General features: G+C 38.9%; 18 protein-coding genes. 6 read left to right on the forward strand and 12 right to left on the reverse strand.

Features of this window, described 5'->3' with window-relative positions:
* Positions 1 to 555: 555 nt before the first annotated feature.
* From JOC94_RS07895 to JOC94_RS07905, 3 genes are all read right to left on the reverse strand, one after another.
* Positions 556 to 2,034 (reverse strand): aldehyde dehydrogenase family protein, encoded by a 1,479-nt coding sequence (locus tag JOC94_RS07895; RefSeq protein ID WP_205179011.1) that lies wholly within the window; start codon positions 2,032 to 2,034, stop codon positions 556 to 558.
* A gap of 27 nt (positions 2,035 to 2,061) precedes the next feature.
* On the reverse strand, positions 2,062 to 3,231 hold the full coding sequence (locus JOC94_RS07900) for an iron-containing alcohol dehydrogenase (RefSeq protein WP_077110193.1): 1,170 nt from the start codon (positions 3,229 to 3,231) through the stop codon (positions 2,062 to 2,064).
* A 99-nt stretch (positions 3,232 to 3,330) separates the two neighbouring features.
* A complete protein-coding gene (locus tag JOC94_RS07905) occupies positions 3,331 to 4,479 on the reverse strand; it encodes a M20 family metallopeptidase (protein ID WP_077110192.1) in 1,149 nt (382 codons plus the stop codon).
* 285 nt (positions 4,480 to 4,764) lie between these two features.
* On the opposite strand from JOC94_RS07905, the gene JOC94_RS07910 reads away from it, so the two are divergent.
* Positions 4,765 to 6,402, forward strand: a complete 1,638-nt coding sequence (locus JOC94_RS07910; protein ID WP_205179013.1) for a PucR family transcriptional regulator — start codon at positions 4,765 to 4,767, stop codon at positions 6,400 to 6,402.
* Between the two features lie 831 nt (positions 6,403 to 7,233).
* On the opposite strand, the gene JOC94_RS07915 is transcribed toward JOC94_RS07910, so the two are convergent.
* The 3 genes from JOC94_RS07915 to JOC94_RS07925 all read right to left on the reverse strand — a co-directional run bounded on the left by JOC94_RS07915 (position 7,234) and on the right by JOC94_RS07925 (position 14,111).
* Positions 7,234 to 10,275, reverse strand: a complete 3,042-nt coding sequence (locus JOC94_RS07915; protein ID WP_077110190.1) for an ATP-binding protein — start codon at positions 10,273 to 10,275, stop codon at positions 7,234 to 7,236.
* Between the two features lie 281 nt (positions 10,276 to 10,556).
* Positions 10,557 to 11,276 carry a cytochrome c biogenesis CcdA family protein gene (locus tag JOC94_RS07920; RefSeq protein WP_077110189.1) on the reverse strand — a complete coding sequence of 240 codons (720 nt, stop codon included), beginning with the start codon at positions 11,274 to 11,276 and terminating at the stop codon, positions 10,557 to 10,559.
* A gap of 624 nt (positions 11,277 to 11,900) precedes the next feature.
* Positions 11,901 to 14,111 carry a DUF2339 domain-containing protein gene (locus JOC94_RS07925; protein ID WP_077110187.1) on the reverse strand — a complete coding sequence of 737 codons (2,211 nt, stop codon included), beginning with the start codon at positions 14,109 to 14,111 and terminating at the stop codon, positions 11,901 to 11,903.
* 279 nt (positions 14,112 to 14,390) lie between these two features.
* Here JOC94_RS07925 and JOC94_RS07930 point away from each other — a divergent pair, with 279 nt between their 5' ends.
* Positions 14,391 to 14,552 carry a hypothetical protein gene (locus JOC94_RS07930; RefSeq protein WP_205179015.1) on the forward strand — a complete coding sequence of 54 codons (162 nt, stop codon included), beginning with the start codon at positions 14,391 to 14,393 and terminating at the stop codon, positions 14,550 to 14,552.
* Between the two features lie 193 nt (positions 14,553 to 14,745).
* Here JOC94_RS07930 and JOC94_RS07935 read toward each other — a convergent pair whose 3' ends face one another.
* The 5 genes from JOC94_RS07935 to JOC94_RS07955 all read right to left on the reverse strand — a co-directional run bounded on the left by JOC94_RS07935 (position 14,746) and on the right by JOC94_RS07955 (position 19,649).
* Positions 14,746 to 15,297: a cupin domain-containing protein gene (locus tag JOC94_RS07935; RefSeq protein ID WP_077110236.1), complete on the reverse strand. Its 552-nt coding sequence runs from the start codon at positions 15,295 to 15,297 to the stop codon at positions 14,746 to 14,748.
* Between the two features lie 181 nt (positions 15,298 to 15,478).
* On the reverse strand, positions 15,479 to 16,054 hold the full coding sequence (locus tag JOC94_RS07940; protein WP_077110186.1) for a cadmium resistance transporter: 576 nt from the start codon (positions 16,052 to 16,054) through the stop codon (positions 15,479 to 15,481).
* A 170-nt stretch (positions 16,055 to 16,224) separates the two neighbouring features.
* Positions 16,225 to 16,797, reverse strand: a complete 573-nt coding sequence (locus JOC94_RS07945) for a manganese efflux pump MntP (protein WP_077110185.1) — start codon at positions 16,795 to 16,797, stop codon at positions 16,225 to 16,227.
* 655 nt (positions 16,798 to 17,452) lie between these two features.
* Positions 17,453 to 18,025: a VanZ family protein gene (locus JOC94_RS07950; RefSeq protein WP_077110183.1), complete on the reverse strand. Its 573-nt coding sequence runs from the start codon at positions 18,023 to 18,025 to the stop codon at positions 17,453 to 17,455.
* A 307-nt stretch (positions 18,026 to 18,332) separates the two neighbouring features.
* Complete coding sequence (locus tag JOC94_RS07955) at positions 18,333 to 19,649, reverse strand: helix-turn-helix domain-containing protein (RefSeq protein ID WP_205179017.1); 1,317 nt, start codon at positions 19,647 to 19,649, stop codon at positions 18,333 to 18,335.
* Positions 19,650 to 20,307: 658 nt separating this feature from the next.
* On the opposite strand from JOC94_RS07955, the gene JOC94_RS07960 reads away from it, so the two are divergent.
* From JOC94_RS07960 to JOC94_RS07970, 3 genes are all read left to right on the forward strand, one after another.
* Positions 20,308 to 21,528, forward strand: coding sequence for a M20 metallopeptidase family protein (locus tag JOC94_RS07960; protein ID WP_077110181.1), 1,221 nt, complete (start codon positions 20,308 to 20,310; stop codon positions 21,526 to 21,528).
* Positions 21,509 to 22,807: an amidohydrolase gene (locus JOC94_RS07965; RefSeq protein WP_077110180.1), complete on the forward strand. Its 1,299-nt coding sequence runs from the start codon at positions 21,509 to 21,511 to the stop codon at positions 22,805 to 22,807. The genes JOC94_RS07960 and JOC94_RS07965 overlap by 20 nt, the downstream gene beginning before the upstream one ends.
* A 95-nt stretch (positions 22,808 to 22,902) precedes the next feature.
* Positions 22,903 to 24,426, forward strand: a complete 1,524-nt coding sequence (locus JOC94_RS07970; RefSeq protein ID WP_077110179.1) for an AbgT family transporter — start codon at positions 22,903 to 22,905, stop codon at positions 24,424 to 24,426.
* Positions 24,427 to 24,593: 167 nt separating this feature from the next.
* Here the strand turns inward: JOC94_RS07970 and JOC94_RS07975 are convergent, their stop codons facing one another.
* A complete protein-coding gene (locus JOC94_RS07975; protein WP_077110178.1) occupies positions 24,594 to 25,196 on the reverse strand; it encodes a YpjP family protein in 603 nt (200 codons plus the stop codon).
* A gap of 869 nt (positions 25,197 to 26,065) precedes the next feature.
* Here JOC94_RS07975 and JOC94_RS07980 point away from each other — a divergent pair.
* Positions 26,066 to 26,746 carry a GntR family transcriptional regulator gene (locus tag JOC94_RS07980; RefSeq protein WP_077110177.1) on the forward strand — a complete coding sequence of 227 codons (681 nt, stop codon included), beginning with the start codon at positions 26,066 to 26,068 and terminating at the stop codon, positions 26,744 to 26,746.
* The last annotated feature ends 217 nt before the right edge of the window (positions 26,747 to 26,963 follow it).

The following is a 26,963-nucleotide window of genomic DNA, read 5'->3' on the forward strand; positions in this document are numbered from 1 at the left end:
TGTATATAGTTAGGGTTCCTGTAGCCATTGTCTTTTATCAAAATTGTACATATTAAAACAGTCAAAAGTGTACATATCATCGTTGACATTTATACCTACTGAATGTTAGTTGAACCGATCGGGCATTTAGGTGCCGTTTTCTCACACTTAGACCTTTTGTGTCAACTCAGGTCTTGAAGTAGGAGTCTTACGGCACCTTACATGCTGGGAAATTGTCCCAGTGTATCATACGCAAGCTTTTAGCGTAGTCAAAATAAGGAGACTCCTGCGGGAATAGCTCGAGCTGAAGATCCCGCAGGAAAGCGACCTTTGTTTTCCGAGGAAGCTGAAGAGACCTGCGGAAAGCGAAATAGGTTGACGTAGCAATAATAGGGATTTTTTTAACACATTTAAGGCCGGGACAAAACCCTGTAAAAATGAAATAAATTGCATGAATCAAGTTTAAAAACCTTGATTTCACGCGGCTTTATATTCAAGATTTTACGAACCTTGTATCCCGGCCCCTTTGCTATTTCGTATTTGGTTTTGTCCTAGACTCCTCCTTATTTGAACAGATCAATCCAAATTGATCCAAACGCTTTTGACCTCTGTGTAATTTTGTAACGCATAGGAGCCCATTTCCCGTCCAAATCCGGATTCTTTATACCCGCCAAATGGCGAGGCGGGATCCGTTACATTGTAACAATTAACCCATACGGACCCTGCTTTTAGCCGATTGGCAACATAATGCGCATTCTTTAGGTTTTCCGTCCATAACCCCGCGGCCAAACCGAAATTGGAATTGTTGGCACGTTCAATGATTTCATCTAGACTTTCATACGGCATTGCAACGACCACCGGTCCAAAAATCTCTTCTCTCGCAATGGACATTTCTTCATCAACATTCGTGAAAATAGTGGGCTCTACAAAATACCCCTTTTCAGTATGCCCGCCGCCGCAAAGCATTTTTGCTCCTTCTTCATTGCCTTTATTGATATAATCAACAACACGGTTTTGCTGCTTTTTCGAAACGAGCGGCCCCATATCAGTATCGGTCGATAATCCACTGCCTTGTTTCACGTTTTCAGCATAATTGATTAAATCGGATAATACATGATCATACACTTTCTTCTGAATATAAACCCTAGACCCGGCACTACACACTTCACCTTGGTTCGCCATGATACCCGAGAAAACGCCGGGAGCCGCTTTTGACAAATCGGCATCTGGCAAAATAATATTGGGAGACTTTCCACCGAGTTCAAGTGTTACCCGCTTCATTGTATTTGCCGCTTCTCTCATGATGGCCTTTCCGACGCTGGTGGAGCCTGTAAAGGCAATTTTGTCTACATCAGGATGTTTGACCAATGCATCTCCCGCTACCTCACCGAAACCAGGAACCATATTGATGACCCCTTCCGGAAAACCGGCTTCAGCGGCCAATTGGGCTAGATAAAGAGCGGAAAGTGGCGTTTGTTCGGCTGGCTTTAAAACAACCGTACAACCCGTAGCCAATGCCGGGGCTATTTTCCAAGCAGCCATCATGAGCGGGAAATTCCATGGGATAATCTGACCGACGACACCAACAGGTTCATGTCGGGTGTAGTTGAAATAATTTCCAGAAACCGGAATTGTTTGTCCGACTATTTTTGTCGCCCATCCAGCAAAATATTGAAATTGGCCAACTGCATTGGGAATATCATTGCCTAATACTTCATTGATGGGCTTTCCGTTATCGAGCGTATCGATTTCCGCTAATTCTTGTTTATTTTTTTCTATTAATTCAGCAAGTTTATACATGAGCCTGCCACGATCCGCTGCGCTCATTCTGGACCAAGGCCCTTCTTCAAACGCTCTTTTAGCGGCAGTGACTGCTTTATCGACATCTTCAGCTTGTGCTTCACTGACATATGCCAGGACTTCGCCATTTGCCGGATTATACGTTTCAAAAGTTTTACCGGAGCTTGATTCTACAAACTCCCCATTTATAAACAATTTTTTCGTGCCCTTTAAAAACGCCGCCACTTTATTTGAAATTTGTATTGTTTGTGTCACTTTAAAACCTCCTTTTTTAGATAAGAATTAAATTGCCGATTCTAAAATGTTATATATATCCTGACGAGTCGCTTTGCGTGGATTAGGTATCATATAAAGCTCATCTTTACAGGCAATATCCGTTAACACATCTATATTCTGTTTATCTACCCCAATTGCGCTTAACTTGTCAGGAATCCCCACTTCCCGTGTCAATTCTTTTACCTTTTCCACAGCTGCTTTCGCGGCATCTTCAACCGTCATTCCCCATGTATTAACACGTAAAGCCTCACCAATTTGCGCAAATTTATAAGGATCGGCAATCCAGTTAAACTCTAAAACATATGGAAGAAGAATGGCATTTACAATTCCATGTGGAGCGTCATACTGCGCACCAATGGCATGTGAGATCCCATGAACCAAACCGAGACCGCCATTTGCCATGCCTATTCCTGTTGAACAACTAGCTTGAACCATTTTATTCATTGCCTCTACATTTTCCGTATTGCCAACCGCTTCGAGAATGGACGCTCCAATCACCCGTACCGCATGAAGATTAAGCGCATCTGTAATGACTGATCCATTTCTTGACACATAACCTTCTATTGCGTGTGTTAAAGCATCCATCCCTGTTGATGCCACAAGTGAACCAGGCATACCTTGTAATAGCTCGCCATCTAAAAACGCCACCTTGGGAAACAACGTTTCCCCAAAAACAAGCTTTTTTGTTTTTAGCTCTACATGATCTTCCGTTATAACGGCTGCATGCCCCCCTTCACTTCCAGTCCCTACTGTAGTGGGAATAGCAAATAGAGGGATGGGGTCATTGCCATATATATCAAAGCCAAAATAATCGGCAATGGAACCGCCATTTGCAAATAATACGGCAAGCGCCTTTGCGCTATCTATCACACTTCCGCCGCCCACAGCTAAAATACTTTTAATCCCTTTATCTTTAAATAATATATATGCCTCATTAGTAGCTGTTACTGTGGGGTTTGGTTTAACCTCATCATAGATCAGCGTTTCTATAGAGGTAGATTGTAATATAGTTTCAATTTTTTCAAGAATTCCAGAGTTTCTTATTCCTTTGTCGGTGACAATTAACATCGTATTGTATTCTCTGTTGTTCACTTCATCTTTGAGTTGTTTTACACAACCCGAGCCAGTTATCAATTTTGTTTTAGCCATGAACTCTGTCAATTTGTTGGCACTCATGTGAATTCCTCCCTATCATGTGGTGGTCTTGTTAAAAGAGATTGCGTAATTGTATGTAAAATGGATGATCGAACGGTCTCAGTAACCACCTCCTTTCATTTAAAACCTTTTAGCTATTTCCGCATAGTATTGGATAGCCCTTATATATTTTTTTACCTCGACATATTCATCAGATTGATGTGCCAGCTTCTCATCACCCGGTCCATAGATAATCGTCGGGATTTTTAAAGCGGGAAAAAAGACTGATGCATCCGTATAATAATTTGCGCCTTTTTCTTCTGCTTCTATTTTGTTCAATTCTTTATTAAGTTCCAAAGCTAATGAAACAAAATCGCTATCCCTTTCGTTTTCCAGCGCCGGCAAATCATTTATGATCTTTAACTCAGCTTTGAAGTGGGCAATTTTCATTTCAAGATCTTTCAGGATTTCCTTGATGTCTTTTATGATGTTGCCATGCTTTATTTCAGGGATTGTTCGTATATCAATCGTCACTTTACATTGATCTGGCACTAAGTTTGTCTTTATTCCCCCATTGACAGTACTGATAGTGAGTGTCGGCTTTCCTAATAACTTATGTTCTTTTTCGTATGAAAAAGAAAAATGTTTCAGTCTTTCTATCAGTTCACTCATATGAACAATAGCATTTATACCTTCATGGGGCATGGAACCGTGGGCTGTTTTACCAAATAATTTAATTTCAATCCATAAAGCCCCTTTATGAGCCGTGAAAACCTTTCCATTACTAGGCTCTGCTATAACCATGGCCCCAGCATTTTTAAGTGCTTCATCATTAACCATCATTGAAGCACCTATACAATCGACCTCCTCACCCGCAGTCCCGACAAAAACCACATCATGATCCAGACTTGTCCTTGTTTCCTTCAAAGTAATCATTGCTTCTATTAACGCGGCAACACCACTTTTCATATCACAAGAGCCTCGCCCAAAGATTTTTCCATTTATGAGACTGCCGGAAAACGGTGAATGCTTCCATTCAGTTTCTCCTACAGGCACAGTGTCAAGATGTCCACTAAATAGTAAAGAACGATGTTTTGAACCATTCCCCTTTAAACGAACAATCACATTTGCCCGACTTGAAGAAAGCGCTTTAATTTCAGTTTGCAAATCTGCTTTTGCGGCATGCTCAACGATTGCCTTGGCAACCCCAAGCTCGTTTCCAGGAGGGTTGACACTTTTTATTTTGATTAGCTTTTGCAAAAATTTGATAGCCCTTTCTTGATTTACCATCAGATCAACCGCCTATCATTATTTTGTGAAATACATCTCCTGTATTTAAAAAACTTTTTCATTTTAAACGTTTCTATTGTTTCTAACTGTTATACAATATTAGCATAGTAACATTTGGAAATAAGCACAAAGAATAGTGAACTACTTTGTATATACGAACAAATAAAGGGAATTGAGTCAAAGGCCTATTCTAAATATTTCAAAATTAACCCGATATTAGTAATCTATAAAACTAAGGCCGAAATGGTATTTGAATTTGACATATTCGGAGAGGAGTGGTGAGTGATGAATATTAATGATGTTAACCAATTAGATGTACTAAAAGATTCAGAAATTCTTGCCGGAAAAAAGGGGTTAAACAATAGAGTACTTCATGCTACCATCATTGATGCACCCGATGGTTATAAGTGGTGTTCGAAAGGGGATTTCATCATCACAACAGGATATCCTTTTACAAGTAATATGCATTGGGAAGCGGGAATCATGAAGTTACTACATGCGCTTATTGAGAAAGAATGCTCGGGTTTAGGAATAAAGCTGGGGCGTTACATCCCGTCCTTTCCAAAAGAGGCCCTTTCTTATTCCAACGACAATAACTTTCCGGTTATTTCTTTACCGCATAATGTCTCTTGGTCAGAGATTATTATGCCCATTGTTACCCAAATCAATAAACAACATCAAAATGAATTAGAAATGAATCACACTGTTTACGAGATGTTCCATCACCATCTAAAGATGCAAGGTGACTTACAGGATCTTGCCCAATTACTCAATAAGATTTTAAACAAACCGGTTACCATCTACGTTAGAAACGCTCATCAAAAAATTGACGTACATCACAGCTTTTTTTCGGCGGATGAAATTGAAAGTATGATATCGGCGTTGTCTTGTGTACAGGAGCGGCCAATCCAGAGATTGAATTGGCAAGGAAACAAATTTACTGTCAGGTGGGTATACAATTCAGATCAATTAGAAGGGGGCGTATTCCTATGGGGAGTACATACTCATCTTCACACATGGCAAAAAGCAGCTCTAGAGCAAACCGCTGTTATATTAGCATTAGAAATAGAACGCATGAGAAGCGTATCTTTAGTTTTTCAACGTTTTAGAAATGATTTTTTAAACATGTTGTTATCTGAAGGATTTGAATCACACGAAGTATTATCCAGACGGGCAGAAGAGGTCAAATGGAATCTCGAAAGTCACTATCATGTAGTATTGTTGGATTTTGATGTGAAAGAAAAATATGTATCCAACAAGTCTAAAAACCTGGCCACATGGCAAAAGAAAGAAACTATTCTAGAAATGATCGACTATGAGTTAAAATGGTTATCGCCAGGATCACTTATAGGCTTTGATAAACATAATTTTTTTACATTACTCATTCCAAAGAAATATCAACAAGATCTTATTCATCATTTAAACAAATTAGTCAAAAAAATAAATTCAACCTCTTTTTATGGTGGAATTGGAAGATTACATCCTATTGAAAATTTAGCAGCGAGTTATAATGAAGCCTTGTTGGCTTTAAAAGTAGCCTATGCCAACATACCTGAAGATTTTAATCAAAAGAAAGTGAATCAGCTGTATGTCCGTACCTTTTCCGAATTAAATGTTGAGCGGTTCCTTTTTTCCCATAATCCGAGTGATGAAGCAAAAAAACTCGTTGAAGATTGTTTGGTAAACATAATCAAATATGATAAAGAAAAAAACAGTGATCTATTAGAAACTTTAAAAACATTTTTAGCTCACAACGCGAATTTTGATAGTACCGCGGATGCATTATACATCCATAAGAATACTGTCAGGTATCGTTTAAAAATGATTCAGGAATTAACTCAACTAGATCCTAAAAATATAAAAGACCAACTCCTTTTCCAAATGTCATTGGCGGCACTAGATGTAATGAAACAACATTTATAGGCAGCCCATCAATATTTCTGCTTCCCCCGGTAGATTTTTCATTGCCGCATCTAGCGGCCCAAAATCTCCACGGGAACCCTTCTTATACAGAAGACTTATGGTTTTAAGGCTTCCGCCCCATAAGATAATAAGTTCAGTAGCGTTACCATCTTCATTTTAATAGATAAATAGCACGAATATTTATCTTATATCTAACATCCAGATGGTGATGATGTCCATAGACTTAACAAGATGTAACCCGAAAAAAAGCGCAAAGAAAACTCGTTCTCTGCGCGTTCATTGCCCAAATCCAAGATATTTTCCGCATCCCTGCATCTTGAGTTATGATGCTAATGGATTGATCATCGAGGCGCTTGTCAATCAAACAGAACGTTGTTGTGTAAAAATGATAGACATATGTAGTTTCTTTCAGCGTATAATATTATATTCGATAATGAGCGCTTGCTTGTTATGAGGAGACTGTTTCTTCGTATAACTATAGTCTGTTCACAAAATGTTAAACCCGTTTTAAGCAAAATCGGAATACCGGGGAACAAACCGGAAATGGCTCAAAAATTCGAGAAAAACGAAATCCGCTGACAACCAGCACGACCATATTAAGCGCCAAAGGATATATTCTGTAAGCTTCAAGAAAATGAAAAATTGCCTGTTACATATTTGATGATCAGATCAAGTTCATGACACCTAATAGGATGAGTGTTTTGTTTTCGTCAACTGTATGACCCATTTTCATTTCAATATTGACCCTCATACAGCTATGCATATTCCAAAAAATGGTAGCCCTAGAATGATTTTCATGCAAGACGTATGATCATATTGTCTACATCCCCACTATTCTAATTTAGGGACGTTAAACTTCACTTCTGTTCCATGATTCACCGAGCTGGTAATCTCTAATCCGTGTCCGTATATTCGTTTTAGTCGTCTGTTTGTGTTGATCAACCCAATGCCGCTTCCAATCTTGGTTTTCTCATTCAGTATTCGGCTCATTAATTCTTTGCTGATGCCCACACCATCATCCGCAACGGCAATTGTTGTAAATGTAGGATGATTTTCAATTCGTATCTCAACGGTTCCTCCGCGTATTCTTTTCATAACGCCATGACGGACAGCATTCTCCACAAGCGGTTGAATCGAAAGGGGTGGAACTTCGAAAACCTCGTTTTCATCCACTTCCCATTTTATTTGCAAGCGATCTCCAAATCTCTCCTTTTGGATATACAGATAAGAACGAACCAGTTCAAGTTCATGATTCAAAGGAACGAGCCGCTTCAAATTTTCCGCATTAAAGCTTCCGCGCAAGTATTCTCCAAATGTATTAAGTAGGTTAATCATTCTTTCTGAATCAATTTCACTTAGCGATGCGATTGTATTTAAAGTGTTAAAGAGAAAATGAGGTTGAATTTGAGCCTGCAGCCACGCGGCTTCCATATAAAGACGCTCATTGGCTGAGTCTTTAAAATCAATAAGGGCACGTACGCGAGATTTCAGTTCGAGAGAATGAATGGGCTTTGTCACATAATCATTCGCCCCTAAAGAGAAAGCAGTATACACATCTTCAGGATCATTTCTGGCAGGTAATAAAAGGATCGGGAGTTCCAGTGCGGAATATTTCTCCCGAATCAACCTCGTCAATTCATAGCCGGAAATATGGGGCATGATGGCATCGATAATGATTAAATCCCATTCAACTTTATCTAACATGTCCAGTGCTTCTTTACCGCTTATGACAGTTAAGACATCATATTTGTTAGCCGGGAAAAGATTACTGATGACTTTCAAAGTGACCGGATCATCATCTACCACAAGAATATAATGCTTTTTGCTGTCAGCCATATGATTTTGCCGCTTGCGCATACTACCATCAACCGCAGCCGCCGATTCATTTATATCCATACTCTGTATTGCCATATTCGCGACATTTTCTTTTTTGGCCAGTGGCAATGTAAAGAAGAAATCTGATCCCTTCCTTAATACAGATTCCACTTGTAAAGTGCCCCCATGCAATTCGATTAACTGCTTACAAACATTCAGACCTAGGCCCAACCCAGTATCATATGGTTCTCCTTGTTCATAGGGAGCCAATATTCGCTTCTGTGTTTCCTCATCCATTCCCTGCCCGGAGTCCTGAACATGAATCACCGCCATATTATCACGCACATCGGCATCAATGACTATTTTTCCTGCATGTGTATACTTAATGGCATTATGCAAAAGGTTAAACAATATTTGAATCAGTCTATTTTCGTCAACATATACGTTTGGAAAAGAAGACGGAATCGTTGATATCATTTGAACCTGCTTTCCTTCTGAAATAAACCTTAACATGTCGAACACCCCCGAGACAGATCCATGGATATTCGTACTTTGTGGGTTTATCTGGATTGTCCGCTCCTTGAGCCGTGTATAATCAAGAAGATCGGCGAGCATAAAGGACATGCTTCTTCCCATATTGATCAGGTATTTAAGATCATCCTTGTCTTGTTTTGCAAATTCGGTCCTTTTCCCATCATATATCGTTTGTGCCATAATGATCATTTCATTCAAAGGTGTCCGCAACTTTTTAGAACTATTCTTTAAAAATTCATCTTTCAATGTATCCGCCTTTTGTAACTCATGGACAAGTTCTGCCGCTTGCTTGTTTTTCTTATGATATTGTTTAAACCAAAAGATAGCAAATCCGAGAAAGGCGAATATATAATCAAAGGGGTAAAATGGTATTTCCATCTTGGCCAAGACTTTGATCAGTCCCCAAATAATTCCGGAGGTCGTACTCAAAGTAACGAAGGCAAGAAAAAAAGATTCTTTGTGATGATGAAAATATTCTTTCAGAGCCAAAAAAAGAATCGTGATAAATGACAAGAAATAAACGATAAAGAAGAGGGCATTTGCCGGTACTAAATATTCTGTGGGAAGCGCGATAATGGTTAGTGCGCAAAGACCGTATAATATCGTAAACCAACGAAAACATTGGTCATTTCGGTGCTTTTCCAATAACATCCTCATTAATTGCACAAAGAAAAATGAAGAGCCCAAATAAATCAAGTTCCCCAGCTTCATGGACCAATCATAATCAAGGTGAAGCCATGAGAGCATACCTTTATCGTAAATCAAGACCTCATCTATCGCCGGAAAAAGGAAACCGACTGTAAAAAAAAGCAACATTTTATGTCGATAAATAAAAAAATAAATGAGTAGTGAATATATACTATGAAGAATAAGGACAACGACAATCATCGTGATCAAATTTTTTATGAAACTCTCTTCCTTGATAATCGCCTCGGCCATACCGAATGTGATCGTTTTATTGATCGTTGTACTTTCAGGAGTATCGAAGTTAGAAATATGCAAAATAATATCAATCTCTTGTTGATCAGTGCTAAAAAAAACTGTGGACGGTATATCTTCCCCTTTATGTTCGTGAGGATTATCAGCCACTGTTCCAGAGCGTGCTTTTAACCGTCCATTGATAAACAATGCAGAAGCCGTTTTTGCTGATGGTAACCGAATCCCAAATGTACGCACATCTCCCTGATTTCCGTCAAGTAAAATCCGTAACCGATATGTTCCAAATTGATAAGTTACGTTCTTTTCCCCCTCAAATGGTACCGGCAATAAAGTTTTTTCCATATTGCTTACATTGCCGTTTGTCAGGTCGGGAGAAATGAAAGTATTTGGAATAAAAGCCCACTCCCCGTTCAGCGTAATGGTCTGATCATTACTTAAATCATAGTCTTGCAAATCCAAAACACCATCATGCGCCAAAGGTTGCTTTGGAGGATAGTGATACGCCACCCATAAAAGACGAAGAGTTGTCAGAAAGATAAAAATGAACCCTAGGGTTAACAAAGGCTTCAATTTAAAATTACTCAAAACAGACGCCCCACCCTCTCCATGCCATGGTATAGGCATCGCAAAAAGCCTGATGGCAAAATAACCGCACATAAAACAATGCTTATACGTTGAAATCCGTGCGGGAGATTATTATATTGACCCATAAACACCCTATTATTTGCTTGATTAAGATGAAATTTGATTGACCAATCAAATTTAACAATTAAAACAAGACATTGTCATGTAGCAGACTAAAGCAGGGAGTTAACAACCGCGATCTATTTTCACTGAAAGAAAAAGACTCCTCAAAATAGGAATGGTTAATCGAAAAATAAACTTTCAATAAAATATTGTAAAGTGGAAGCCCATATATTTAGATACAGCATTTTATCAAAATAAAGCATGAGACCCAAAATGACAATAACAAAACCGCCAAATTTCATTAAAGCGGAAGAATACTTTAAGATGAACTTAGTCTTACTAATAAAAAGCGCCATCAAAATAAAGGGAATGCAAAAGCCCAATGAATAAGCCGTAATATTGGCAAATGTTTGTCCGGGATTTAAAACGCTTGCATATATAATCGCCCCGAAAATAGGCCCTATGCAAGGTGTCCATCCAGCGGCAAATACGAAACCAACTAAAAAAGAACTGAAATAGCTAGAAGATTTTTTTCGATAATGAAGCCGAACTTCTTTGAACATGAATGCCGGTTTAATAACGCCCATTAAAAACAGGCCCATTGCCACTAAGAAAATGCCGCCAAACATTTTAATATAGCTTTGATAGGCAGAAAAAAACGCTCCGAGCTTGCTAACAGAAAACCCCAGGATATAATAAACAACCGAAAAACCTAAAGAAAAGAACAGCGTATGAAGCAATACTTTTTTGCTGAAGAAAGTTTCTTTTTGTTCTTTTAACTCATTTACAGAGACCCCGGTTATGTATGAAATAAAAGACGGATACAGCGGCAAACAACATGGAGAAATAAACGCTAAAAAACCTGCACTAAATGCAAGTAATACAGTGACATTTTCCAACTTTTTTCACTCCTACAGCCATACTCGCTTACATACCCGAAATATGGGAGCTGTTTGCATCAATCGTATAGCCTATCCCAAAATAAAACAATAGGGTGCTTGAATACACTGTGACGACTTTAAGAACAAACTACCGCTTCTAGAGAAAGTGGATAGTAAGCCCATAAGGACAGAGTAAATGAACAAAGAAGCGAGCAACTCCCCAATGGATTTGCCCGTGATTCAGTTTTCAAGGGTTTCTCAACAACTGGAGGCTGGGACACAAGTTGAAATCTGATGCATATTTGTAAAAATCGTGAGAATAAAACCGCGTGAAATCAAGGTTTTAAACTTGATTTCATGCGGTTTGTTTCATTTTACAGGGTTTGTCCCGCTATTTCGTATTTGCTTATGTCCCCAGCCCCGCTTTATTTTTCAAACTTGTGATCAGTTCGCTTTTTGTTCTGTTTCCTTGAAGTCTGGAAACAAATCAAGAAAGGATACAGACGGCCCATGAATGAGTTGACGTTCCGCTATTTTTTTCCGTTTGACGCCAAGGTTTCGTGTCTCTACTCCATTGTAGGGGAGCCGCCCAAGCGGCTCACTTTTACAAAATGACCGCTCTGGCTCCCTTCTTTTCATGAACTAATCTTTCAATAATGTCCTTGAATACAACAGTCCAACAACCCCAACGATAATAAAGAGGATAGCCCGAATAATGATGGAAATATTGATCAAGTCAATGAAAAACAATTTCAATAAACAAAAGCCAATGAGCAAGCTCCCGATGATTTTTACAGCTTTCCAATTCCATTTCCGTCCCAAACTAATGGAGAGAAACGCGAATAAAAAGAGTAAAAATGTATGAACTAAAAAGACATATTCTCTATCCCAATCGTACACATTTGTAATGGCGAAATACCATTTATTTAAGAAGATAAAACAAGTAACTTGCAGCGCAATAAAATACGCAGAAGCTTTTGCTTTCATTCCTTCCTTATTAGGAAGTTTTCCTTTGAAAATGATCACAAAAAGGCATGTTAACAAAAAGACATATCCGATTTCCACAAATAAATGAAATAAAAACCATTGATTCAGAAAATCATCGGTTAATGGCAGAGAAACAATGACAAGCCCCAACACCAAATATTCGATCACGGCCGCATACGTCACATAAACCCCATGTTTCCATTTATATGCAAAATACATGAAAAGCAAGGCGGCCATAAAGATGAGCGCTTGAATATGGCTTTCTGTTTCATATGGCAGGTAAGTCTGAGCCAGCCAAATTTGGGTTAAGTGAAAAATATAAAGCAGGCTGATGATTTGCCCGATCATCAGACTCATATCAATCTTTTGGACTTGTAAATGAAATTTGTTCGGCCCAAAGCGATAAATAGAATGATAGATCCACCCCATCGTTATTAACAACAGGAGCCAAACGAGATGATCATATGAAACAAACCGCTCCATATATACAGTTAAGATAACCGTCCAGGCTGTAATCCCGTATATGATCGAACTCGTGACAATCGTCCGTTTCGTAGCATAATAGAGGCCGACCCATAATCCGATCGCGCCGTTAATAAGCAATAACATTAATTTCACTTGAATATGTTCAAGTTGAAATGACAAGATAAACACACTCGTTGCAAATACCGCTACGGCTGATAGCACGCCTTGTAACGAACGATCTTTTTCGGAAAACACATATGCTGTTAAAACGATGTATAATAATGCAAACAACCCGTAAACAACCACTTCTTGGGGCTGGATGAGCAATTTAATCCAGCTTATCGCAAATACAAAGTTTGTATAAATTAATACTTCTGTAAATACTTGTCTTGAAATAAGTCCTCTTATATAAAAAGTCAATAAGGATATATGCTGAATGAGGACGGTGGCTACAATAATATATTCACTGCCATACGTTCCTGCAAAGTTGGCATAAATCATTAACGTTACATGGAACAAGACAAAGGTTACATAAAAAGTGATTTTGTGTTTCTCACTTAATGAAACATAAAATAATGATAAGAAAAGCAATAAGATATATAAACAAAATTGAAGAGCTGTTGCTCCTTGACCTTCTAATAAAAATGGCAGTAAAAATCCGGCGATGGCAGAGAAAATGGTAAGCGTTTCGGACTTTGTTTTTTTAGACAAAAATAATCCAAGCGCAATGTAGAAGATCCCAATCATAAACGCCAACATATAATGAAAATAATCGTATAAATAGTGTGCGGCAAATGTCGTTAAAATCCCCAAAGCAATAACTCCGCCCAGCAACGTCACCCCGAACAATTTTTTCTCGCCTTTTACATAGCGCATTCCTAAATAGTAAAGAAGTATGGTGCTTGCATATCCCATAACAATTCTGACTGAATAGGTAATCCAGCCGTTGTCCATGCCGACTTTCAATCCCCATAAAACGCCCAGTAATAGAATGAACATGAAAACGCGCGGCAGCCAAATTCCCAATATTTTTTCAAAGTCTACTTCTTTTTTCGGCTCCTGTTTCATTTGAACAGGTTGAGCTGTTTGCTTGCTTTCCAACTCAGCTGTTGTCTGCGCAACTGTTTGCTTGCTTTCCAACTCGGCTGTTGTCTGCGCAACTATTTGCTTGTCTTCCAACTCGGCCATTGTCTGCGCAGCTGTTTGCTTGCTTTCCGGCTCAGCCGTCATTCGTTCTCCTGTTTGCTCAACCGTTGTTTTTTGTGGTGATTCCTTTACTTCCGCTTTCCTGATGTCGGCAGTTGACAGGGGCTCCATTTTCGCAATTTTTCGCTTTAAAGTACTTACTTCCTCTTCCAAGGTTTCAACTCTTCGGACTAATTTCTTTATATTTTCATCCATTATACTGCTCCTTTTTATGGAAATATGTCCTCCCGCCATTATATCTGGAAGATTCATCATGTACAATGTACGAAAGTCTTATAAAAAAGAATTTACACACAAGTTCCATCACATTACTCCTTGCTGTATATTTATTGCTGTCTTACTAAGATCATAACAAAACAAGGCTATTTTGGGATGCAACTGATTTACTTCCCCTTATTCCTCACATCACACAACTTTCCGCCGTAATCAACCACAGCGTGAAGACGGGTCAGCGAGATAATGAAGTCCAAGGTGATGGCAATCATATACAAAGCCAAAAAAGGTTGTCTCAATGATACGAGACACAACTTGATATGTATGGAAAATCAAATCGGCCATTCTGAAAATAACGTGACGGTGAATGCCATCGGCCATAAAAACGTGACGGTGAATGCCAATAGAAGAAATTCGCAGTAAATGATTTCTTCTGTCATTTTCGCTGTCAATGTCATTTATTCCCAACGGTATTTCTTTATTATAATGGAATACATTTGTCTAGCGTAACGGTAGAATCAACAACTTTATTCCGGGGGCAACTCCTCGTTAACCCACGTCAACAAAATGAAAATAAGAGCTGATGAAACATCATCAACTCTTTACGCCCCCACCTTTAATAAAATTGATTTCTTTCAGCGGCCATCGCATCGGCTTTCGTTTTGTGAACAGTACCGAATGGATGTTGTGGCGGTGCATAAATGGAGTATAATTTCAATGGTATATTTCCAGTGTTGGTTACGTTATGCCATGTACCGGCAGGCACCATAATTGCATAGTCTTCATAAACTCTTTTCCTAAAGTATAAATTTTCTTTCGTATTACCCATTTGAACAATTCCTTGCCCCTGTTCAATTCTTAAGAATTGATCAAGATGTGGATGAATTTCCAAGCCGATATCCTCTCCCGGTTTGATACTCATCAATGTGACCTGTAAATGCTTCCCTGTCCACAAGGCTGTCCGAAACGTGCGATTTTGCTTTACGGCCTTCTCGATATTCACCACAAATGGTTGACTTCCATAGTCCTTTCTTTTCAATCTGTCAGTGGGAATTGATGAGTGCGAGGAATCAAGTTGATTTGAATATGGAGCAGTCCAATATACCGGGTGTCTTGCATAGTCATATGCATAATAAGGGTATGGATACATATAAGAAGTTTGGTACAATTTGCTCATTCCCTTCACAAATATATACATCATCCTATGCAAGATGCTTTGGGAAGGTACATTGACTTTTGACACTATTCCGGGCTCCAACCACTTTTACCGCGAAAAAAAGATTTCCTTTCAACAAATATCCTTCACATCTTTTTTCTATATGTTGTTTTGAATCATTTAGAAGCCGTCTTTACAAAAAGTAATGAAATGTGCCTTGTTTTACCATAATAAAGACGCCTAAGCCTATTAAAACAAAAGGAACGATAAAATGACCGTAGCGTTCGAGTGCCCGGGCAAATAAAGGTTGTTGAACTAATACAAGTCCCAAATAACACCAAATCGCTACTAGGACTAAAAAAATCACTAATATCAACATAATCTTCTCAAGGTTATAAGTTGCAAACAGCGGAATATAGACTCCCATATTATCGGCGCCATTTGCAAAGGTTATGACTGCGGTTTTGAACAGCCACATAACAGGGCGGCTTTTTTTCTTTCGCGACTGATATAAAGACATGAGTGATTTCATTCCGAGATAGATCGGAATGAACCCAAATAAACCTACCCACTCCTCGGAAAGTTGCAAAGTTCCAAAAGCCCCGATAAAACTAATGGATAGAAGGAGAATAAAACCAATGTATTGCCCTGCTACGATATACCATTTTTCTTCTGTTGTTTTTGCTTGTGAAAACCAGGTTATTAAAAACAAGAGGTCATCAAGATTTGTTGCTACAAAGAATAGGATTATTGAAACAAGACTTAACATCTCTTATGAAATCACCTTTTCTTTTGGTTTTCTCTTTCCTAATCCCATTTGTTTTTTCAAAAGAGCATCTCAGTAAGAATCGTTATCATTCCATTATATTGATAAAAGCAATACAAATGCCTAATACGTAAAATCTCATTAACATTTTATTCTTGGAGTTTGCGTGGGCATTATTGAAAAAGTTGATTAAGACCTATTGCCATAAAAATGAGCCCGGCAACAAGGGAAGAGTATTGGCCAAACATTTTTAAGAAAACAGTATTTCCTATCACATTTCCAATCCAAATGCAAATATATCCCCAACAAGTAATACTAATGATCAAAGGCCAAATAAGTAATTCATATGCAACCGCCGCTCCAAATCCGGCAGCAATATTGGTGACCGACAAAGCAAAACCGAGGATAATAGCCTGCCGCAATGTAGGCTGATGAATTTTTACCATCGGTTTATTTTTTCCATAAAGTAAGCCAGAATAACGATTATAAATTGTCAAAAATCCGATAGAAAAAAACACACAAAAAGAAACAAGTCCAGTTGCTGTAGGAGAAATAACCTGCGAAATGATAGATGCTAAAAAAACACCAATCAGTGTGTTAAAGAAACCAATGACATTAATGATGGCATTGAACCAAGAAGGTATTCTAAAATGTTTAAGCCCATATGCAATGCCAACTCCCGTATTATCTAAATTGGCACTTAATCCGATCAGATTGATGATAAAAAAAGAGCTGAGCCATTCCAACGAAAATCCCTCACTTTTTGTTTAATGGCCATTCCAGTAATTTAATCATGAAGCCCTGCAAATTATCATATGTAAGCCGAGTGCCGAGCGTATCCTTAAAACACCTACTTAAAAGCCGCGGTAAATACTCTATTCTTTCCCAATGTCGTCTAAATGCCACTCCCATTTTTCTCCGTATGACCACTGGAGGAACGAGAACGAAAGCCCTCATTTTGGAATGTTTTTGATTACTGTTTGAAATAAAAAATGGCAGGAAAGCCAAAAAAGACCGAATCCAAAAAGGATTCAGCCTGGAATGATATTTTAATTGGGCTAAGGGAGGCTTGAAGGAACAACTAGTTTCTGATTCAACCCACCATCCGATTTCATTCTCAGTAGGAAATGCCCCTTTTTTAGTCATATGAGGTATCCCCTCTTTCAAACATGGTATAACATGACGGGGGAATACGGGGTGTTCTCATCAAGATTTTCATGGAGGAAATTCATATGTTGATAAACTCGCCCAAGCGATTCAGTAAAAGGCATCTCTAATGAATGAAAGTCTCTTGTTTATCTACAACTGCCACATGCCGCTCAAAGCCTACATCAGAAGGTTCATCATAATAAATAGTTGGACGTTCGAACGGAAATTCTTTCATTTTTTCCTCCTTGATTTTTATTGTGGAAAGCTGCTTATATGTTTGGTCTTGCTTTTTTTCCCAAGAATCAGTTCAGCGATTTTTTTAAAACAGATAAAACCTAAAGTACCACCCAATGTATTTAATAGTAAATCATCTACATTAAACGTCCGTCCTGATAAAAAGCCAAAGTATACAAGAACAAGTTGGCAAGTCTCTATCAATAAACTTGTAAAAAACACGATAAGCGTTGCTTTTTTTATACTCTGGATGTTAAAAATGAACGGTAAATACACACCCAATGGGAACAGCATGATAAGATTAAAAAAGGAGAGTTTTACCGCATTCCAAAAGAACCAACTGTTTGGGCCATAACCGCTCAAATCCCAAATAAAATAAAACGGAAAAAGCTGTATATTGACAACTCCCCTTTCAAGAGGAGGGATGTGAATATATCCCGTTGTAACAGTGGCTACTACAATGAAATAGAAAATAAAGCTGAACAGGATCGTTCTCTTTAATAGGTTTTTCAATTTTTTTCTAAAAAGATCATATATAATAAATAACAATAAGCCGATGAATCCGATTACAGTTATGATGTTAATGCTCATATTAAACTTCTCCTTACCTATTACTATTCGGAACATGATGCTTTATTGATTCCGCAGAATGAGGAAAGACAATCTTTCAAAGCTTTATGTAGTAAGCTCGCCACTTTATTTCCCGCATTAAGAACTCGTGACGATGGGAAGGCGGAGCCTATTTTCTTCTTTATGAGTCATTACAGTGCTCTTTTTTTGTTACCTTTTCGAACTAAGCTGCCCTCCCCCTTCTTGACTGGCAACCAACTAAACTACTTCCAATGATCCGGAAATTTGGCGGCAGCCAAAAAGCGGAACCAAGTTATATTGGGAAGCTTCATGGGGTGTCTTCTACCTTCCCCACTTTGAAGATTCTTCGAGGTCTTCCACGTGTACCGGGGACCTCTTCCCCCACAATCTGAGCCAATCCGTGCTTTTCCAAGTCACTTAAAATTCTTCTGGCATTTCGTTGTGTCATTCCTAACCATTTAGCAAGTTCATGGGCGCTTAAGGAACCGTTTCTTAATTTTTCTTGAACCGCTAGTACTTTCGTGTAGGTACTCACATTTACACCTGCAAGCTGTAACTTATCTACGACTTCCGAATCATGAATACGCCGTGTGAATGAAATACTGTTTTTATCGAAAAGTGGCCCGTTCACCACTCCCTTTTCATCTACTAACATGATCGTGTTTTTATCATATTGATTTGCATGGTTCAATGCCAGATAGGCATTTTGCTCCGCATCTACAACGGTAATGCCATAGCCGATCCCCAGATTGGCCGGGAGATTCGTAATGAGCTTTATCTTTTCTAATAAATCAAATATGGATTGATTGGATTGGTCTTCCAGCGTGCCTCTTGTAGAAAAAATAATAAACTTTTCAATCCCTTGTTGGATAAAAGATCCTTGTATTTTTTCGGCAAATTCAATCACGATTTCTTGCAACTTTAAACTTAAACGATGCGCATCAAAGGACACATTGCTTTTACTAATCAAATGGCTCATCTCATGTATTTGCAGGATCAAGATAGAAATTTGGGAACTTTGAAATTGCATAATTTCACTTCGCTGTGTCGCAATCAACATTTTATCCCTAATATCCATTTTAGTCGGAATGAGCCGATAAGAAGGTACGCCCAATTCATTTAACTTCTTATATACAGAGTGAATGCCCGTGATACAACAATCCACTTTATTTTGTTTATAAAGATCGTAGTGATATTGAAATAATTCCTCACTGGGCTTATAACCGCTATAAGGAAAAAGTTCCAACGATTTCGTTTGCAAATGCAGTTCGGAAAAAGTTTCCATTACTTCGCTGGCAGGTATTGTGTCAAAACTCAAACGATCTAAGCTTTTTTGATCACGATAGGATATATCAAGCAACACTTTGGTTAAACTAAACCCCGTTAAAGATGGGTAAAAACCGCTTTTTGATTTGATATATGGCTCCGCTATCGCATAAGGAGCTTGTCCCGAGAAAAACCACACATCAATTTTATCTTTATGATCCAATACAATGTCTTTTGCCTCTTCCGAATGTGTATAAACAAACGGGACTTGCGTGATTCGATCATGAAATTCTTGTGCAACCTCCAATATAAGATCAACGGAATCTTGTGGTCCGACAATTCCTATTCGATTTTTCATTGATGTTCTCCTTCGATAATGGTCGTCCGTTCATTTTTACAGATTACTTTATATACAGATCTCCTACAAACACCGTTATTATACCATAGAAAAAACCCTATCTTTCCTTTCCTCTCCATTTCTATTTAAATTTTTTTACTATTGACAATAAAACATCGTTTATTTATATTAAGGAATATATAAGGAAATATCCTTAATATAAGCAGCGCAAAGAAATAATGAACTACAAGGGCGCCTGCCAGTCGTCGAAAAACTGCATAAGATCAGTATAAGATGGGACATGCTTTGACCAGCCATTGTCATGTATGTGGCTGTTGGGTGATTTTGGCGGGCTTAGAGGTTGCCAAAGTTGTTGAGAGGAAAAAATGCTGTCAGGTTGGGAGTCCCCCCTCTTAGGACAGCAAAGCCTCAAGGAGAATGTCATTCCTTTGTTGAGCTTTATAAGGGTAAACAGTAATCTATCTCGAAATGGATCGCGGCGCGGGACAGTGCTAATATACCAGATTTGAGCAAGCCTTCATCCTCCCCCCAACAGAAATGATTCATCTTATTCTTGGTATAAACATACTCATAAACTATAACGCTGATCCCACGTAAAATGACCATTTACGGAATAGATATGGAAGTATTCCATTATCATGAAAAAGGAAGGTTAACCATGGACATCAATATTCAGACACATATACTACAGGTGGAAAATGACATCATTGAGATCAGAAGGCATCTGCATCAATATCCGGAACTGAGTAATAATGAATGGAACACTTCACAACTAATCATGGAAACGCTGCAAAAATACGATATTCCTTTTGAAAACGGTTTCGCGAAAACAGGAATTTTAGGCATTATTCATGGTCATTACCCAGGAAAAACAGTCGCTTTACGAGCTGATATGGACGCTCTCCCGATTGTGGAGCAAAATAGCTGTTCTTTTGCCTCTAAACATCATGGTATCATGCATGCTTGCGGCCATGATGCGCATACAGCCATGTTACTTGGAGCCGGTTATGTGCTGAATAACTTGAAGGAACATATTCACGGAACGATTTTGCTCGTGTTTCAACCAGCGGAAGAAGATGCGCCGATTGGGGGCGCACAAGCCATGTTGGAGGATGGCGTTTTTGCGACATATACACCTGATGTCATTTACGGACAACATGTCTGGCCCGAACTTCCCGTTGGAAAAGTAGGCATTCGAAATCGGGAAATGATGGGTGCGAGTGATCGTTTTCATATTACGATCCATGGCAACGGGGGACATGCGAGTATGCCTCATGAGACGAGTGACGCCATCGTGACCGCGGCCTATTTAATTACAAACTTGCAATCTATTGTTAGTCGAAATGTTGATCCAATGGAGGCTTCTGTTATTACCATCGCCAAAATAGAAGGTGGCTACGCGCCAAATGTGATCGCGGACAAAGTAATACTTGAAGGATCGATTCGAACGTATAAGCAATCTATTAAAAATCGAATCAAAGAACGCTTTTTTATCATTACCAATCAAGTTGCCGAGATGTATGAAGCAAGGGTAGAAATTGAGTACCAAGATGGATATCCACCTACCGTTAATACGCCCAAATGGGCGAGCTTGGCACGTAAATCGGCACGAAAAATAATGGGACCAGATGCGGCGCCAGAAGTAAAGCCAGCATTAACAGCCGAAGATTTCAGTCGGTTTTTAAACCGATATCCGGGAGCACTTATATGGTTAGGAACTCAACTAGATGATCCAACAGCACAAAAACCGCTGCATGACCCTCTTTTTAAGTTAAATGAACAAGCTTTGCCGCTTGGAAGCGCCTTATTAACCCAAATTGCCATCGACACATTACATGAATTAAAAAAGGATGAAAATAATGATAGCTGCTTTTATTGACGATATATCGCCGCAACTAGTAAAATGGCGGCGCTCATTCCATCGAGAACCTGAGCTTGGATTTATGGAATATATCACAACGTATAAAATTGGAAAAGAATTACAGAGACTTGGATATACAATCTACCTTGGAAAGGATGTAATGCAAGACGAATCACGATTAGGTGTTCCCGAGAACAAGAAGTTAATAGAACAAGAGACGATTGCCCAAGAGTGGGGCGTCGAAGAGTCTTGGTTACATCACATGCGGGGTGGATTTACAGGTGTTATAGCAACGATCGATACAGGTAAAACAGGAAACCATCTTTCCTTTCGATTCGACATCGATGCATTGCCAATTGATGAATGTAAAGAGTCATCTCATTTTCCTTCTCAACACCATTTTGCATCTGCGTTTCAGAATGTCATGCATGCTTGTGGCCATGACGGCCATATGACGATTGGCTTAGGGTTGGCCGCCTTTATTGCTAAATATATAAATGAACTAAAGGGACGCTATACGCTTATTTTCCAGCCTGCCGAAGAAGGTGGGCGCGGTGCGAAAGCAATTGTTGATAAAGGGTGGCTTGATGATGTTGATTATTTTTACGCCGGACATATTGGCATTCAACCTCTGGCAGTGGGAGAAGTGGCCGCAACTACAGAAGGGTTTTTAGCTTCAACCAAATTGAATGTCACGTTCCAAGGAGAATCTTCCCACGCGGGAATGCAACCGGAATTAGGGAAAAACGCTTTATTGGCTGCCGCTACAGCTGTTTCTAATTTATATGCAATCCCTCGTCATAGTGAGGGAATCACACGTATCAATGTCGGAAAATTAATGGCTGGAAATGGGCGAAATATTATTGCCGATAACAGCAAGATGGAAGTCGAAACGAGAGGAATCACACGAAAAGTAAATCAGTATATGTTTGAGGAGGCAAAACGCATCATTGAGAGCGCGGCTTCCATGCACGATGTTCACTCACATATTGAAGAAGTGGGCAGCACCAATGAAATAGTTTGCAGTGAGGAGTTGATCTCTCATATTTCAGCATGTTGCGCAAATGGTGTCTATATTAAAAACATCATTCCGGAAATAACTGTGATGGGTTCAGAAGATGCAAGCTATATGGTGGATCAGGTTCAAAAAAATGGTGGTAAAGCAACTTATATGTTGTTTGGCACTCATTTACACTACCCTCACCATCATCCACGATTTGATTTTCAAGAAGAATTGCTGCCCGTGGCATTGGAAACGTTTATTCGGATTGTGCTTGCGGAAAGAACATCCTCTTAGTAATTGATGGCCTTTCCCAAAGTGAAAAACAATTCATTCACACCGATTATATGTAAGCGCTTTATAAGATAAAAAGTAAAGAGAGGGTAAATGATATGGCTTTAGAAAATAACTCCGTAAAAAGGTCAAAACTGACAGGTTTCTTAAATGGAATTGAACGAGTTGGGAATAAATTGCCCGACCCCTTTATGTTGTTTATGTATCTTGCAATCATCGTGATAATCTTCTCCTGGCTTGTTTCTCTTTTTAACGTTTCATTTATCCAGCCGGGAGAAGAAGAAAAGATTTTCGTCAAAAGCTTAATGTCAACAGAAGGATTGGAATTCATCTTGACCTCGATGCTGGATAACTTTGTCAGCTTTAAACCTTTAGGTCTTGTATTAGCGATGATGCTTGGGATTGGATTAGCCGATAAAGTAGGTTTATTGGAAACCGCGATTAAAAGCACCATTGTAAAAGCGCCAAAATCACTTGTGACATACGCGGTTGTTTTTACCGGAATTATAGGAAATATCGCTTCTGATGCAGCCTTTGTGATTATTCCTCCCCTGGCCGCGATGGTGTTTTATAACATTGGACGACATCCATTGGCGGGATTAGCTGCGGGCTTTGCCGGCGTCGGTTCCGGCTTTACAGCAAACTTTATGATTACGGGAACAGATGGACTCTTATCCGGTATTACTACAGAAGTAATGCAATCCCTCGGGTCAGATATCGTTGTTACACCGGCAGATAACTGGTACTTCATGGTAACTTCTGTTGTCATCTTATCTGTTGTCGGGGCCTTAGTTACAGAAAAAATAGTTGAGCCCCGACTTGGAAAATACGAAGGATCTGTCGGGAAACAATTTGAAAAGGCTACGGCATTAGAAATGAAAGGGTTAAAAAATGCCGCGATTGCGGGGGGAGCCTATATTGCTTTTATAATCATTGTCCTGCTTATTCCTCATTCTCCATTAACAAATGAACGTGGTGGAATTGTCCCTTCATTGTTTTTAGATGGCATTATTCCCCTTATTATCGTTTTTTTTATCATTCTCGGTGTTACGTATGGCCTCACATTGAAAACAATCACATCGACACAAGATATTGGAAAATATATGGGAGATGCCATGAAAGACATGTCCGGCTTTATCGTGCTCATATTTGCAGCTTCCCAGTTTATCGCTTACTTTGATTGGTCTAATGTAGGTTTATGGATTGCGGTAAGCGGAGCAAATTTTTTACAGTCCATCGGTTTAACAGGCATATTGGTCATTATCGGTTTTGTTTTATTAACAGCGATCTTAAACTTGTTTGTCTTTAGCGGCTCTGCGCAATGGGCTTTGGAAGCGCCCATATTTGTTAAAATGTTTTATTTTCTTGATTATCACCCCGCTTTTGTGCAAGCGGCATACCGAATTGCGGATTCGTCGACAAATGTCATTACACCCATGAACCCCTATATGATGATCGTGCTTTCCTTTATGAGAGACTACGATAAGAAAGCCGGAATTGGCACATTGATTTCCCTCATGTTGCCATATAGTCTGTTTTTCTTGGGAACATGGATTCTTTTACTATTGTTATTTGCCTACCTCGGAATTCCGTTTGGGCCGGGAATAACCGTTCATTTATAAGATTGTGATGAAAAATCATTACTAACAAGGCTGAACACGATCATGGATTAACCTAACAACAAAAAACACCTTCGAACAGGTACGCAGAAATAACATACACAATTTCGAAGGTGTTTTTGCATGAAGTCAAAACGAAAAAAGATCGCAAACACTGTTATGAACAATCATCATGCCATCCATTTTGGCGGGTCATCTTTAGACCAGTAAATCTCCCCAATTTCATGATGCTTTTCAAAATGATCTTTACTCAAATGATAATGGAAATTAAACCAGTATCCTTCTAACGGCCTCTTATCACGCCTGACATGAAATCTGGCAATATCCATATCATTTCGCACATCATATACATGAAATATTTTTTCTCCGTATCCATCGGCGGGTTGATCAGTAATCATGAAATAGGGAACTTCTTGCGATCCCGCCTCGACAAGCAGGGTGGTCAAAACTTCTTCCATTGTCGGTAAAATGACCTCCATGAAGTCATCTTCCACCTGCTCCAAAATTCTTGGTCCCAATTTCGCTATCGCTTGTTCTCTTGCCTGTTTGGCCAGTAAAGCCGTTTTGCTTTCCTTTTCTTCGGGATAATGGACACAATCTCCATCTTCAGTTGGAGAGTCGGAGCCTTCATCATTTTCCTCAACGATTTTACTTGAAGAAAGGATATTTTTCTCATCATTTACTTTCGAATCCGGTTGAGCTGACGGGATATACAATCCAAAGGTCATGATGGCTACAAAAAAGACGAACATTCTTCTGAGCCATAGCTTCATTTTTGGGATCTCCTTTCTTCACAACCCTTATATGTAATCGGGAATATAGACGGTCTACATTCAAAATATGAATCTATCGTATCTTTCACCGAAAAATCAAAACGATCTACCAAAAAAGCATGTATGTAAGAACATGATCATTATGTATATGTTAATATATTTTTTCCGTTTTAGCCAACTGATTTTCCTCATTTTAGGGAAATAATATGTGGAAGGAATGGATCATTTTTGTCAGCTGCCCCATCCGCTTATTTGATTTCAAGGGAATTCTTGATCGGTCAACGATCACTTTTCCAACTTTTTGGACTAGTTTTCAATATAGCTTTGGGCAAGTTCCCAAGTCCTTGATGGAACATTGTTTTGAATAAGCATATTTCCTTTTCACTGAATCTCTTTTTCCTACAACAATAAATAGTTTGCATAGGCATTTTCCTCAAAAGGCTGAACTTTTTCCGGATGTAAATAGAGTATAATGGCTGTAGTATAATCTTCTCCATACAATAATGCAGACAAAGAAACCCCCCTTTTTTATTCATTTTCGTCGACAGTAACCACCCTTTTTTAAAATAATCCCCTTCGTATACACCAAGTCCTTTTGCATCCGGCTTTCCCCTTCATGGCATCTGGCAAAGCGGCGTTAAGTACCAGTCTAAAGGGAAGATGGTTTAGCCTCATTTTCGTGAACATACATTGACTTCAGCCCCCTTTCTTTTTATCCTTAAAGAGGACAATTGAGCAAACTTTATGTATGCTGAAGAAAACAAAGGATTAAGACATGGAAGAAAATATTGTTCAAGAAACATGTTCATCGCCAATGAAATTGGCTGCTTTTTTATATAAATGTAGAAAGTATAGAAAAAGGTGAGAATATGAGTGATTTTAAGATTGAGAAACCGACACCGTATTATGAACAGTTTTATCACTCCATAAAGAAAATGATCTTTGAAGGTAAGTTCAAACCGGGAGAACGTATTATCGAGACGCAATTGGCTAAAGAATTTAATGTCAGTAAAAGTCCAGTTCGAGAAGCCATTCGTATTTTAGAAACAGAAGGGCTTGTTACAGTTGACGAAAAGTCCAGAGTAATCGTCTACGAGCCAACCATAAAGGATGTTGAGGAAATATACTTTTGCCGTATGGCGCTCGAGTCCTTCGCGGTCGGGTTAACGACTACCATTTCAACGGATACGGAGTTGGCTGACATTGAGAGTACTCTAAAACAAACGGAGCAGGCAATCCTTCATTCAGAAGAAGCGAATACGATTATTACATTAAATGAACAATTTCACAATTTAATTGTCCAGTATACGAATAACCGCCGATTGCAAAAGCAACTCAATGATTTAAAATCACTTATGTACTTTTTCCGTATCTTAAACTTCCAGGGAGAAGGTCGAGCAGATCAAATCCTGAGCCAACATTGGGACATATTTTCACAAATGAAGAAAAGAAATGCGGAACAAGCTTCCAAAGAAATGGTTGAACATTTGAAATTAGATTTATCCCATTTGATTGGCGTTCTTCATACAACCGAAACAACTGAGCCATGATGAGTAGATCATGGCTTTTTATATACTCCCCATAGAGCGCGACATGCGGCACTTCCCCTTTTGCCGCTCATTGAAAATATTTCAATCCACACACTTACATAGAGTGGTGGCCTCTTTCCATTTTTGTAAAAATACGCGCACTCACACAAGAAGTTTTTTAAAAAAACGAGCTTGCTTTACGTTTTTTCGTCTCGTATAATCAAATTATGATCTGGTC

The sequence above is a fragment of the Siminovitchia thermophila genome, assembly GCF_016909185.1.
Lineage (GTDB): Bacteria > Bacillota > Bacilli > Bacillales > Bacillaceae_C > Siminovitchia > Siminovitchia thermophila.

What these genes read in the sequence shown, in the direction of transcription:
- JOC94_RS07900 (WP_077110193.1), bottom strand. Translation starts at nt 3,231, where the DNA reads ATGAGTGCCAACAAATTGACAGAGTTCATGGCTAAAACAAAATTGATA.
- JOC94_RS07905 (WP_077110192.1), bottom strand. Translation starts at nt 4,479, where the DNA reads ATGGTAAATCAAGAAAGGGCTATCAAATTTTTGCAAAAGCTAATCAAA.
- JOC94_RS07910 (WP_205179013.1), top strand. Translation starts at nt 4,765, where the DNA reads ATGAATATTAATGATGTTAACCAATTAGATGTACTAAAAGATTCAGAA.
- JOC94_RS07925 (WP_077110187.1), bottom strand. Translation starts at nt 14,111, where the DNA reads ATGGATGAAAATATAAAGAAATTAGTCCGAAGAGTTGAAACCTTGGAA.
- JOC94_RS07930 (WP_205179015.1), top strand. Translation starts at nt 14,391, where the DNA reads ATGGCAATCATATACAAAGCCAAAAAAGGTTGTCTCAATGATACGAGA.
- JOC94_RS07940 (WP_077110186.1), bottom strand. Translation starts at nt 16,054, where the DNA reads ATGTTAAGTCTTGTTTCAATAATCCTATTCTTTGTAGCAACAAATCTT.
- JOC94_RS07950 (WP_077110183.1), bottom strand. Translation starts at nt 18,025, where the DNA reads ATGAGCATTAACATCATAACTGTAATCGGATTCATCGGCTTATTGTTA.
- JOC94_RS07955 (WP_205179017.1), bottom strand. Translation starts at nt 19,649, where the DNA reads ATGAAAAATCGAATAGGAATTGTCGGACCACAAGATTCCGTTGATCTT.
- JOC94_RS07960 (WP_077110181.1), top strand. Translation starts at nt 20,308, where the DNA reads ATGGACATCAATATTCAGACACATATACTACAGGTGGAAAATGACATC.
- JOC94_RS07965 (WP_077110180.1), top strand. Translation starts at nt 21,509, where the DNA reads ATGATAGCTGCTTTTATTGACGATATATCGCCGCAACTAGTAAAATGG.
- JOC94_RS07970 (WP_077110179.1), top strand. Translation starts at nt 22,903, where the DNA reads ATGGCTTTAGAAAATAACTCCGTAAAAAGGTCAAAACTGACAGGTTTC.
- JOC94_RS07975 (WP_077110178.1), bottom strand. Translation starts at nt 25,196, where the DNA reads ATGAAGCTATGGCTCAGAAGAATGTTCGTCTTTTTTGTAGCCATCATG.
- JOC94_RS07980 (WP_077110177.1), top strand. Translation starts at nt 26,066, where the DNA reads ATGAGTGATTTTAAGATTGAGAAACCGACACCGTATTATGAACAGTTT.